The sequence below is a fragment of the Saccharothrix deserti genome, assembly GCF_009769385.1.
Lineage (GTDB): Bacteria > Actinomycetota > Actinomycetes > Mycobacteriales > Pseudonocardiaceae > Actinosynnema > Actinosynnema deserti.
The window spans coordinates 293,251-305,075 of sequence record NZ_VKAB01000015.1 but is presented as its reverse complement, the minus strand read 5'-3'; the positions used below and the strand labels follow the sequence as shown (position 1 = coordinate 305,075).

The following is an 11,825-nucleotide window of genomic DNA, read 5'->3' as shown; positions in this document are numbered from 1 at the left end:
CGCGGTGACGTCACAAGACCGAAATCCGCTGCCTACCGGAGCCGACTCGCCGCCGCACGCACACCGGCCTGCGCCTCACGCCGGTCCACGTTCGTGGTCTCCCCGTCGGCGACGACCTGCTTGCCCGCCACCCACACGTCCTTGACCCGCCGCGTCCCCGACGCCCACACCAGGTTCGCCAGCACCTGCTCGTCCGGCGCGTCCAACCCGGTCGCGAACGCCGGGTCGTCCACGTCCACGTGCACGACGTCCGCCCACCGACCCGCCTCCAACGCACCCAGGTCGTCACGGCCCAACGCCGCCGCCCCACCCCGAGTGGCCAGCAGCAACGCGTCCGCCGCCCGCATCGCGGTGGCGTCCCCCGACGTCACCCGCGCCAGCAGTGCCGCCAGCCTGGCCTCCTCGAACAGGTCCAGGTCGTCGTTGGACGCCGGCCCGTCCGTGCCCAACCCGACCGGCACGCCCGCGTCGACGTAGGACCGCAGCGGCGCGATCCCGGACGCCAGCTTGGTGTTCGAGCCGGGGCAGTGCGCGATCCCGACCTGGTGCTCGGCGTAGATCCGCACGTCCTCCGGCGACAGGTGCACGGAGTGCGCCGAGAGCACCCGCCCGCCGAGCACGCCCGCCTTCTCCAGCAACCGCGGCACGGACCCGTGCGACGCGCGCTGCTCCAGGTCCTCCTCGGCCGACTCGGCGACGTGGATCTGCACCAACGCCCCGCGCTCGCGCGCCTCACCGGCGATCTCGCCCAGCGCCTCCGGCGACAGGATGTACGCCGAGTGCGGCCCGTAGCTCAGCTCGATCCGCTCGTCCGGCCCGAACCGCAGCCCGTCCGCGTCGATCCACCGGGTGATGTCGTCGGTCATCGGCCGCCACGGCATCCCCGGCAGGTCCATGATCGCCGCGCCGAACAGCACCCGCGACCCGGCCGCCAGCACCGCGTCGGCCAGCTGCTCGCCGTGGAAGTACATCTCGGCGCTGGTGGTCACGCCGTTGCGCAGCATCTCCACCGCGCCGAGCAGCATGCCGACCCGGATGTCCTCGGGCTTCATCTTCGCCTCGGCCGGCCACATCGCCTCACGCAGCCAGCGCAGCAGCGGCAGGTCGCCGCCCAACCCGCGCAGCAGCACCATCGGGCTGTGCGCGTGGGTGTTCACCAGACCGGGCAGCAGGATTCCGCTCAACCGGCGGACCTCGCCCGCGAACTCCGGCGCGTCGGCCTCCGAGCCGACGTACGCCACCCGACCGTCGACGACGTCGACCACGGCGTCGCGCAGGACGGTGCAGGCGGGATCGCAGGGCAGGACAACGGGGGCGTGCAGGCGAAGCGACATGGCCACGATCCTGCCTGACCCGATCGGGCGACACACAACGTGGCCGCCTAGGCCTCTGGCGGTAACCCGAAAAGTGGGTTTGACCTTTTCGGGCGGTGGTCAGCCGCCGGACGGACGTAGCCTCCGAAACGTTGGGAGAGGTGGTCGTCCCGCTGATCCGGCGAAGGAGTGGCAGTGACTCGTAGTGGTGGTGGTGAATCCGTCGGGCGGCGTGGTCGTGGGCAGCCCGCGGTGATGGTCCTCCGGTCGGAGGCCGATTTCTCAGATCGGGCCCTGTCCCGAGAACGTCGTTGGCTGGCGTTGTTCCTGCTGGTCCACCTGGTGGACGAGCACGGTCGGATGGGCGCCGCGTACCGGCGGATCCTCCGGCGTGCGGCGGGCGTGCCGGGGCACTGGGCCCACGGCCGGTCGCTCGGCGCGGTGCGGGCCGAGATGTCGCGGTGGATAGGCGTCCACGCACGGCCCGACTGCATGCCGCCGTGGGACCGGATCGCCGATCTGATCCACGACGCCGTGCACCCGAGGCTCGCGCTGGACGTGCTGGCGACCGCCCGTTACCTGCACTGCCTGGCCGCAGGTGGGGAGAACGACGCCGAGTCGCACCGCCCGCACTGGTTGGACCCGGGCATCGAGAACATCACCACGGTGATGATCGGCGGCCCGGACTGGGCGCGGAAGCACGGCCTGTCCACGTCCGAAGCCGAGCCGCTCGAAGCCCGGCTGCCTGAAGCCCGGTCGCCCGAAACCCAGCCGGACGAAACGCAACCGGACGAAACACAGGCGTCCGAAACGCAGCCGAGCGACGTGCAGCCGAGCGACGTGCAGCCGGACGACGTGCAGCCGGACGACGCGCAGCCGGACGACGTGCAGCCGCAGGAAGTCGGGCCGGAAGAGGTCGAGCCGCCCCGAACACAGCCGCACGTGTTCCAGCCGCCCGAACCCCCGCCCGACGAGAGCGGATCGGCGGAGGTGGAGCGCAGCGCCTACCAGCTCCTGTGGTCGGTCGTCCGGGTCCACCGCGAGGCGGAAGCGCGGATCGCCGAGTTGGAGCACCGGGTGCGCGAGCTGCACGCGGAGAACGCCAGGGTGTCCGGCGACGTCACCACCTGGCTGGGCGACTACCAGCCGACCATCCCGGACCAGGAACGCCGGACGCGCTCCCGCAAGCCGGTCACGGATCGCCACCTGGCCCTGGAGGACCCGGCGAAGGCCTTCACCTACCCGCTCCCGGCGGAACTCCCCGCGACGCGCCACACCGCGAGCTGATCGATCGTGGGCATACTCGGTTCATGGGCGAACCCCGCGAGTCCGGGGCGACCGTGCCGGACCGCGTGATCCGGCAGTGGCTGCACTCGTGCGACGGCTACCGGCGCCACGCCGATCAGTCCGAGCAGAGCCTGATCGGCGTGGTGCTGCGGCAACAGGGCTCGTGGCAGGCGGTGGCCGAGGTGTTGGACCTGCCGGACGAGAGGGCAGCCCAGGAGTACTACGGCGACCTGGTCGTGCGGTTGAAGAAGTGGCCACCGCGCGGTCCCAGCCGCCTGTAGGTCACTCCGCCACGGGCAGCGCGGCCCGGACTTCCCACCCGCCGCCGGAACGCGCGCCGGCGCTGAACTTCCCGCCCAGCAGCTCGACCCGTTCCCGCATCCCCACCAACCCGTAGCCGCCGGACCCGCCGACCGGGGCCACCTTCTGCGCCCGCCCGTCGTCGGCCACAACCACGTGCACCACACCGTCGGACACCGACACCGAGACGTCCACAGAGGACAAGCCCTCGGCGTGCTTGCGGGTGTTCGTCAACGACTCCTGCACCAACCGCAGCACCGAACGACCCAACGACGGCGGCACGGACACCGGCAGGTCGACGTGCAGCCGCACCGGCTGACCGGACTGCTCCACCACCCCGCGCACGTCGTCGGCCAGGTCGCTGGTCGCGGTCGGCGCGTCGGCGTCGGTGCCGCGCAGCGTCCCCACCAGCCGGCGCATCTCGGTCAACGCCTCGTTGCCGCTGCGCACGATGATCGGCAACGCGTCCTGCGCGGCGGACGGCACGGCCTGCGCCGCCTGCGCGTGCACCACCATCCCGGTCACGTAGTGCGCGATCACGTCGTGCAGCTCGCGCGCCAACGCCATCCGCTCGGCGTGCTGCGCCGCCGCGACCTCGGCCCGCACGGCGGTCGCCCGCTCCCGGTCACGGGCCCGGAAGTACAACCCGGTGCCGATCGACAACGTCAGCAGCACCGTGCCGCCGATCGCCTGCTCCCAGAACGGGGGCCCGCTGTAGCCGTCCGGCCACCACTCCGACCGGTAGGTCGGTCGCACGATCCGCGTTCCCGCCGACACCACGACGAGCAGGACCACCCCCTGCACGGCCCGCGCCAACGGCGCGTAACGCACCACGATCGCGGTGATCGCCATCAGCGCCGCGACCTCGGAGATCACCAGACCGCTGATCACCGGCACATCGGGCGCGATGTCGAGCACCCGGAGCACGACGGAACTCGCCGCCACGGCCGTCGCGGCGGCCAGCGCGGCGTCGAACGGCCGCCGGGGCGCGAGCACGGCCAGCGCGCACACCACGGCCGTCCCGGGGAACTGCCACCAACTCGCGTCACCGAGCCGTTCGGTGCCCAGGAAAAAGAGCAGGGCGCAGGCCAGCGGCCACTGGCGGCGGAACAGGGTTCGCCACCCGAGGTGTGTGCTCTCCACGGAACGTCACCGTAGGTCCCCCAGGAGGATTGCGCGTCCGACCCCGGTCGGGTGGGCCGTCCACCACAAGGCTGACCCGAACGCCACTCGAAACACACCAGTGGCCGATGCCGGATGACGAATCCGAGGGTGACTCTGGTGTTGCGGGTCGGGGAACGGAGGACACCATGTTCGGAGTGGTCGCTACTTGGGCGGGCGCGGTGCTGGGCCTGCTGGTGCTGGTCCTGATGGCGTTGGCGGGCGTGTTGATCGATTCCCAGCAGTAACGCGGGTCTTCGGGGCTCACCCTTCGACGCGCCGCCGGAGCAGTTCGGCGAGCCGTCCGGGGGAATGGGGTTGAGTCGTTTCCACGGGGGCGGGGGAAAAGCGGGCGGGGCCGCCGGCGCGGGCACGGCGGGCGGCCGAGGGGTCGAGTCGGAACGCGGGGCGGTTGCCGGAGTGGCGTTGTCGTGAGCGCAGCCACGACAGCCGGTGCAGCGATTCGGCGTGGTGGTCGGTGATGGTGACCTCGGCGAGGTCGAACGAGTGCAGCACGGCCCGGTTCAGCTCCACGACGGCGCGGTCGCGCCACAGGGAGCGCTCGGTGGACGTGTCGAGGCCCAGCGCCTCGGCGACGGGCCGGGCCGCGCCGTAGGCGTTCTCGTCGCCCAGGCTCCTGGTGCCGATCTCGGAGCCGACGAACCACGAGTTGAACGGCGCGGCGGGGTAGGTGATGCCGCCGATGGTCAGCCGCATGTTGCTGATCACCGGCACGGCGTGCCAGCGCAGGCCGAGCCGGCCGAACCAGGGCAGTTCGGGGTGTTCGATCAGCACCTCGTGCACCACGTCCGGCGGGATGGCGAACAGCTTCGCGCCCTCGTGCGCGGTCTCCACCACGAGCGGCAGCAGGTCGAAGCGGCCGGGCGGGGCCGGTGGTCGCCAGCCCATGCCCCGCACGGCGTCGGTGAACGCCCGGTAGCGGCGGTCTCCGGTGCCGTCGCCGTGGCCCGCGTACCTGATCAGCTGCTCGTTCCAGATGACAGGTCCGGGCGCGGTCGGGGCGTCCGGCGCGAACACCGTGACCAGCGGGCGGATCTCGCCGCCGTTGGTGGCCAGGCGCAGGTGCTCGACGCACTCGCCGGCCACGGCGGCGGCGTTGCGGAACCCGCGCAGGTCGCGGACCTTGAGCCGGCGCCACGGCACGCCGCTGGTGCACCAGCCGGAGTCGCGCAGCGCGATCCGCGCGCCGTAGGCCAGCTCGTTGGTCGTGTGGCGGTAGGTGCCGGTCTCGGCGATCTCGTCGCGGACCTGGCTCAGGCGCGGTCCGACGGGTCCGGCTTCGGGGTGGGCGATGTGGAACATGCGGAGGAACCCCTCCGCCGCGTCCACGTCGAACGTTATCGGTTCGTTGTCAACTACGGTCACGGGCGGCAACCGTAGTTGCGGAACGGTGTCACACGTCACTGCCAGACGGGGCACATCGGGTGATCAACAAAGACCGCCCGATCCGGTGACGAAACGACTGGGAGTCGCCGCGTCGTCCGCGCATCGTCCGTGCCGTGCCGTGACTTTATGACACGGTCAGGTGAGTTCGGTGCGCTCGAAGATCAGATCGTGGCTGATCCGGTCTTCCTCGACGGCCCGCTGCTCGAACTTCGTGACCGGCCGCCAGTCCGGTCGCGGCGCCCAGTCGTCGTACCGGTTGCGCAGCAGCGGCTCGGCCGAGCACACCTCCAGCATCTGCTCGGCGTACTGCTCCCAGTCGGTCGCCAGGTGCAGCGTGCCGCCCGGCTGGAGGCGCGTCGCGACCAGGTGCACGAACTCGGGCTGGACGAGCCGGCGCTTGTGGTGCTTCTTCTTCGGCCACGGGTCGGGGAAGAAGATCCGCACCCCGGCCAGCGAGCCGGGCTCGATGTGGTCGGTGAGCAGGTCGACCGCGTCACCGCGCAGGACCCGCAGGTTGGTCACCTCGAGCGCCTCGGCGCGCAGCAGGAGCTGCGCCAGGCCGGGCTTGTAGACCTCGACGGCGACGTAGTTGACGTCGGGTGCGGCGGCCACCAGCTGGGAGGTGGTCTCGCCCATCCCGGAACCGATCTCCAGCACCACCGGCGCCTCGCGGCCGAACCACTCGGCAAACCGCACGGGACCGGCCGGGAGCGCCTTGACCTCCTGGCCCAAGCGCTCCCAGTGGCGGTCCCATGCGCGCTGCTGCCCCACGGTCATCCGTTCGCCGCGTTGCACGTAGCTGACGACGGAACGGTGGTGCGGCGGTCGCTGGTGGCTGGACGTCACGGGCGTACAGCCTAGGTGGTGCGCTAAGCGATGTTCTCCAGGTCCTCGATCTGCTCACGCAGCTCGGCGGGGGTGAACTCGATGGCTTGGCGCTGACCGGGGCCCCGGTGCGCCGGGATGAGGTCCACGAAACCGGGGTGCCGGTCGGTGAACTGCACGGTGGTCGGCTCGGCGGGGCCGTACACGCCGCTCTCGGACGGCACGAACTCCCAGTAACCGACCTCGCCCTCGGTCGCCCACGGGACGAACACCCAACCCGGCCGGCTGCCCAGCAACCGGGTTATCTCGTCCTCGAGGGCGAACGCCGCCGCGCGCGAGGCGATCTTGCCCCGGTCCAGGGCACGGAGCCACCAGGGTGCTGGAGCGTCCTTGCCCACCGCGCGGAACAGCGCGAGCACTTGCTGTTCGTCGGCCTTGTGGATCCAGGCCCGACGGGACTGCGCGGGCGAGTCGGCGACACCGACGCCTCCCGCGGCCTCGATAGCGTGCGACCATTCCAGCGCCAGCATCGGTTCGACGCGAAGGGCGTGGTCGCGTTGCCGTGGCAGCTTCTTCGACCCGGTCGCCGAGTGGTCGGCGTTCAGGTCCGGATCAAGCACCGTCACGGGTTCACCTCCGGGGGGTTCCTTGACGGGGGGTATCCGAATTCGCGTGCGGGCAGGCGCCCACCTCACGATTCGCACTTTCCATCTGACCCGGTTCAGTGGAACTTGTCATGGGGCTGTGCCGGAGTTCACGGCTTCTTAACGAACGGCGTACTCCGCTTGCCCGAATCCAGAAGTGTGAAACATGACTGACATGGAATATTTGTGATCCCGAACACAGGGGGGAATTGCGTGAGGGGGAGAGCGGTTGTCGCCGCGATCTTGATCGCGATGATCGCGCCGGGGGTCGCCGGCGCGCAGACGATCGAGGAACAACAGTGGCACCTGGCCGCCATGGGGGTCCCGACCGCACACGCCACGACGCGCGGGGAGGGCGTGGTCGTCGCGGTGGTGGATTCGGGCGTTGACGACACCCGTCCGGACCTCACCGGCGCGCTGCTGCCCGGCGCCGGGTTCGGCTCGGCGAGCGGCACGGACGGCACCGAGGACAACGACGGCCACGGCACCGCGATGGCCACGTTGATCGCCGGCCGGGCCGTGGACGGCGGCGCGCTCGGCGTCGCTCCCGGCGCGATGATCCTGCCGATCTCGGTCGGCGCGGACGGCGACAAGTTCACCACCGCGTCCGTCGCCGAGGGGGTGACCTGGGCCGTCGACCACGGCGCGAAGGTGATCAACCTGTCGCTGACGTCGCTGGCGACGCTCACCCCGGACCTGCTGCGGGCGGTCAACTACGCGTTCGACCACGACGCCGTGGTGGTCGCCGGCACCGGCAACGACGGCGACGAGCACGTGGGCGCGCCGGCCAACATCAAGGGCGTCATCGCGGTCTCCGGCACCATCGAGGGCAACGGTCCGTGGCCGGAGTCGAACACCGGACCGGAAACCGTGCTCGCCGCGCCCGCGCAGCGGATCGTCACGGCCGTGCCGCTGAAGGTCGTGGACACCGGTTACGCCGAGGTCGACGGCACGAGCGCGGCAACGGCGCTGGTCTCGGGCGCGGCGGCGCTGGTCCGCGCCCGCTACCCGGACATGGACGCGGGCAACGTGGTGAACCGCCTCGTCACCACCGCGACCGACCTGCTGGCGCCCGGCCGGGACAACGCGACCGGGTTCGGCCTGGTCAACCCGGTCGCCGCGCTGACCGCCGACGTCCCCGAGGTGGCGTCGAACCCGCTGGCCCCGCCGCCGCCCACGTCGTCCGCCGTGCCGCCGCCGTCCGCCGAGGGGCTGCCCGCGTCACCGGCCGACCCGGACAGCCGGACGCGGGTCCTGGTGGCGTTCGGCGGGGTGGGCGCGGTCGGGGTCGTGGTGACGGTGGTGAGCCTGCTGCTGGCGCGGCGCGGCCGAATCCGCCGGGCGCCCGTCCCGGTCGTCACCGAAATCCCGCCACCGACCGACGACTTCTGGCGCACGGACCGCTTCTGATTCGTTCGCGTTGATTGCTGCGCGGATTTGTTCGGATCAGTCGGAAGCGGCGTGGTATTCGACGGATTCCTTCGTGAGTTGCATGAAGGCTTCCTCCAGAGAGCCCAGTTGCGGGCTCAACTCGTGCAGGGTGATGCCGTTCGCCGCGGCCAACTCGCCGATGAACGCGGGCTCCACCCCGTGCACGACGAGGGCGCCGTCGGAGGCCGCGGCGTCGGCGATGCGGGCGCGTCCGTCCAGCAGCTCCCGCAGCCGTTCGAGCTGGGGCGAGCGGACGCGGACGGTGTCCTCGGTGGCGTCCTTGATGAACTGCGCGGTGCTGGTCTGCGAGATGAGCCTGCCGCGCCCGATCACGATCAGGTCCTGCGCGGTCTGGGCCATCTCCGACAGCAGGTGGCTCGACACGAACACGGTGCGCCCGTCGTCGGCGAGCCGGTGCATGAACTGGCGGATCCAGAGGATGCCCTCCGGGTCCAGGCCGTTGACCGGCTCGTCGAACATCAACACCTTGGGGTCGCCGAGCAGCGCGCCCGCGATGCCGAGGCGCTGGGACATGCCGAGGGAGAACCCGCCGGCGCGGCGCTTGGCGACCTGGGTGAGGCCGACCATCTCCAGCACCTCGTCCACCCGCTTGTCCGGGATCTGGTTGGACCGGGCCAGCCACTGCAGGTGCGCCCGCGCCGAGCGGTTGGGGTGCACCCACTTGGCGTCCAGCAGCGCGCCGACGGTGCGCAGCGGCTTGTGCAGCGACTGGTAGTCCTGGCCGTCCACGGTGACCCGGCCGCGGGTGGGGCGGTCCAGGCCGAGGATCATCCGCATGGTGGTCGACTTGCCCGCGCCGTTGGGTCCGAGGAAGCCGGTGACCCGGCCCGCTTCCACGGTGAACGACAGGTCGTCGACGGCCACGGTCCTGCCGTAGTGCTTGGTGAGGCCGGTCGCTTCGATCATGACTTCTCCCGTCCGATCAAACGCTCGTGGCGAAACCTATGGCAGAAAAGCTCGGGCCACCCCCCGAGAGGTGACCCGAGCTCCCCCCTTCCCCCAGCCGCCCGCGCCGACCCCCGGCGCCGGTGACGCGGAACCCCCGTTACGCGTCCCGCCGCTTCACGACCACGAGCGAGATGATGTAGATCGCCAGCGCGATGCCGGCGAAGTAGGCGAACGAACCCCACGGGCTCAGCTCGCCGATCGCGGGCGGCCCGGCGCCCTCCGGGATGGCGCTCGGGTCCGGGTCGCCGAAGATGAACTTGTTGACCACGGTGAACGGCATCCACTTCTGGATGTCGTCGCCGATGTTCGGGATGAGCGCGACGACGTTCTCCACGACCAGCGCGAACACCAGGATGATCGACACCGCGCCCGCGGTGTGCCGCACGAGGGCGCCGATACCCAGCGCGAGCAGCGCGCCCGCCGCGAAGACCAGGCCGATGCCCGCGACGTGCCGCCAGTCGTTGGCCGTGGTGAGCGCCAGATCCGAGTTGTCGTCCGCGAGCACCCAGCTCAGGCCCCACGACCCGAACGCGGCGGCCAGGCCGACCAGGCCCGAGAGCAGCATCACGACGACCGCCTTGGCGATCATCGGCGAAACGCGGTCGGGCACCGCCTGGAACGTCGACTTGATGGTGCCGAAGCGGTACTCGGTGGTGACCGCCAGCGCGGCCATCACCATGATCACGAACAACCCGAACGTGTAGCTGAACACCGCGCCCAGCACGGGCATCGGCGCGCCGTCCCAGTTGGCCGCGATGATCGCGGTGATGCCGATGGTCGACCCGAGCGCCAGCAGCATGCACCACCACGGCGAGCGGGTGGAGAAGAGCTTGATCCGTTCAACGGCGAGCAGAGTCATCGGTGGTCACTTCCCCGTCTCGGCGAGTTCGGCGTGGTACTCCACAGAATCGCCGGTGAGCTGCATGAATGCCTGTTCGAGCGAACCGCGCTGCGGGCTCAGCTCGTGCAGCACCACGCCGCTCGCCGCCGCGATGTCCCCGATCTCGTCGCTGGCCGCACCCGTGACGGTGAGCGACCCGTCCTCGTCCTCACGGACGGTGAAGCCCTTGTCGACGAGCATCGCGCCCAGCTTGTCCGCGTGCGGGCTGCGCACCCGGACCGTGTTCTCGGTGGACCGCTCCACGAACTCGGTGGTGCTGGACTGCGAGATGAGCCTGCCGCGCCCGATGACCACGAGGTCCTGGGCGGTCACCGCCATCTCCGACAGCAGGTGGCTCGACACCAGCACGGTGCGCCCGTCGGCGGCCAGGCCCTGCATGAACTGGCGGATCCAGAGGATGCCCTCCGGGTCCAGGCCGTTGACCGGCTCGTCGAACAGCAGCACCTTCGGGTCGCCCAGCAGGGCGCCCGCGATGCCGAGGCGCTGGGACATGCCGAGGGAGAAACCACCGGCGCGGCGCTTGGCGACCTTGGTCAGGCCGACCAGGTCCAGCACCTCGTCCACCCGCTTGGCGGGCAGACCGTTGGACTTGGCCATCCACTGCAGGTGCGCCCGCGCCGAGCGGTTGGGGTGCACCCACTTGGCGTCGAGCAGGGCGCCGACGGTCCGCAGCGGCCGGTCGAGCTGCCCGTACGACTTGCCGTCGATCAGGACCTTGCCCGCGCTCGGTCGGTCGAGGCCGAGGATCATCCGCATCGTGGTGGACTTGCCCGCGCCGTTGGGACCGAGGAAGCCGGTGACCCGACCCGGCTCGACGGTGAAGGACAGGTTGTCCACCGCCACCGTCTTCCCGTAGCGCTTGGTGAGGCCGACAGCCTCGATCATGGTTTCTCCCCTGGACGACACATCCCCCGGACTAGGCAGAACCTTGCCTTGTCCACGGGGGCTCGCACATCGGTCTGTAGTTGACTCGTCGGTGCGACTTCAGTCTTATCGTGCTCGCTACCTCGGTTGTAGTAATCCGTGTTGACCCTGAGTTGTCCCCTAGGTGTTCACCGGGTCGTTCTCAGGGATGGGATGGCTCTACGGTTGTGGTCATGGGTTACACCGATGCACCCGATGGCTGGTGGCGCGAGTTCGTCTCGGCGACGCCCGCGCGGACCGGCAAGCTCGCGGTCGTCCGGAAGGACGGGTCGCCGCACGTCTCGCCCGTCTGGGTCGACCTCGACGGCGGCACGATCGTGTTCACCACGTCCCTGGAGTCGATCAAGGGCAAGGCGATCCGGCGCGACGGCCGGGTGTCGGTCTGCCTGGACGACGAACGGCCGCCGTTCGCCTTCGTCACCGTGTCCGGCCGGGCCGAGCTGGTCGACAACCCCGAGCAGGTCAGCTACTGGGCCGGCCGCATCGGCGCCCGCTACATGGGCGCCGACCGGGCGAACGAGTTCGCCGAGCGCAACGGCGTCCCCGGCGAGGTCGTGGTCCGGATCCGCGACGCCGAGATCGTCGCCAAAACGGGCATAGCGGACTAACCGCGTGAGTCCTGCGTTCAGCAAGCGTGTGTCCTACGTTCACGACCCCCGAATT

12 protein-coding genes are annotated in these 11,825 nt (G+C 70.8%); 4 read left to right on the top strand and 8 right to left on the bottom strand.

The genetic code is table 11. From position 1 onward, the window contains the following. Positions 1-32 precede the first annotated feature (32 nt). The gene (locus FM051_RS25160; protein ID WP_158847416.1) at positions 33-1,334 is read right to left on the bottom strand and encodes an amidohydrolase family protein; all 1,302 of its coding nucleotides are present in this window, start codon (positions 1,332-1,334) and stop codon (positions 33-35) included. A gap of 174 nt (positions 1,335-1,508) precedes the next feature. Here FM051_RS25160 and FM051_RS25155 point away from each other — a divergent pair, with 174 nt between their 5' ends. After that, positions 1,509-2,600 (top strand): hypothetical protein, encoded by a 1,092-nt coding sequence (locus FM051_RS25155; protein WP_158847414.1) that lies wholly within the window; start codon positions 1,509-1,511, stop codon positions 2,598-2,600. Between the two features lie 23 nt (positions 2,601-2,623). After that, positions 2,624-2,881: a hypothetical protein gene (locus tag FM051_RS25150; RefSeq protein WP_158847412.1), complete on the top strand. Its 258-nt coding sequence runs from the start codon at positions 2,624-2,626 to the stop codon at positions 2,879-2,881. A gap of 1 nt (position 2,882) precedes the next feature. Here FM051_RS25150 and FM051_RS25145 read toward each other — a convergent pair whose 3' ends face one another. The 4 genes from FM051_RS25145 to FM051_RS25130 all read right to left on the bottom strand — a co-directional run bounded on the left by FM051_RS25145 (position 2,883) and on the right by FM051_RS25130 (position 6,919). After that, entirely contained in the window at positions 2,883-4,043 is a 1,161-nt protein-coding gene (locus FM051_RS25145) for a sensor histidine kinase (protein WP_158847410.1), read from the bottom strand. Positions 4,044-4,325: 282 nt separating this feature from the next. Further along, on the bottom strand, positions 4,326-5,447 hold the full coding sequence (locus tag FM051_RS25140; RefSeq protein ID WP_238412633.1) for a nitric oxide synthase oxygenase: 1,122 nt from the start codon (positions 5,445-5,447) through the stop codon (positions 4,326-4,328). Positions 5,448-5,603: 156 nt separating this feature from the next. Further along, on the bottom strand, positions 5,604-6,245 hold the full coding sequence (gene trmB, locus FM051_RS25135) for a tRNA (guanosine(46)-N7)-methyltransferase TrmB (RefSeq protein ID WP_238412639.1): 642 nt from the start codon (positions 6,243-6,245) through the stop codon (positions 5,604-5,606). Positions 6,246-6,337: 92 nt separating this feature from the next. After that, positions 6,338-6,919 carry a hypothetical protein gene (locus FM051_RS25130; RefSeq protein ID WP_158847404.1) on the bottom strand — a complete coding sequence of 194 codons (582 nt, stop codon included), beginning with the start codon at positions 6,917-6,919 and terminating at the stop codon, positions 6,338-6,340. Between the two features lie 270 nt (positions 6,920-7,189). Between FM051_RS25130 and FM051_RS25125 the strand changes: the two genes are divergently transcribed. Next, positions 7,190-8,347, top strand: a complete 1,158-nt coding sequence (locus tag FM051_RS25125; RefSeq protein WP_158847402.1) for a S8 family serine peptidase — start codon at positions 7,190-7,192, stop codon at positions 8,345-8,347. Positions 8,348-8,383: 36 nt separating this feature from the next. On the opposite strand, the gene FM051_RS25120 is transcribed toward FM051_RS25125, so the two are convergent. From FM051_RS25120 to FM051_RS25110, 3 genes are all read right to left on the bottom strand, one after another. Beyond that, entirely contained in the window at positions 8,384-9,295 is a 912-nt protein-coding gene (locus FM051_RS25120) for an ABC transporter ATP-binding protein (RefSeq protein WP_158847400.1), read from the bottom strand. 139 nt (positions 9,296-9,434) lie between these two features. Further along, positions 9,435-10,196: a hypothetical protein gene (locus FM051_RS25115; RefSeq protein WP_158847398.1), complete on the bottom strand. Its 762-nt coding sequence runs from the start codon at positions 10,194-10,196 to the stop codon at positions 9,435-9,437. Positions 10,197-10,202: 6 nt separating this feature from the next. Then, positions 10,203-11,123 carry an ABC transporter ATP-binding protein gene (locus FM051_RS25110; protein ID WP_158847396.1) on the bottom strand — a complete coding sequence of 307 codons (921 nt, stop codon included), beginning with the start codon at positions 11,121-11,123 and terminating at the stop codon, positions 10,203-10,205. A gap of 212 nt (positions 11,124-11,335) precedes the next feature. Here FM051_RS25110 and FM051_RS25105 point away from each other — a divergent pair, with 212 nt between their 5' ends. Further along, on the top strand, positions 11,336-11,770 hold the full coding sequence (locus FM051_RS25105) for a PPOX class F420-dependent oxidoreductase (protein WP_158847394.1): 435 nt from the start codon (positions 11,336-11,338) through the stop codon (positions 11,768-11,770). Positions 11,771-11,825: the final 55 nt, after the last annotated feature.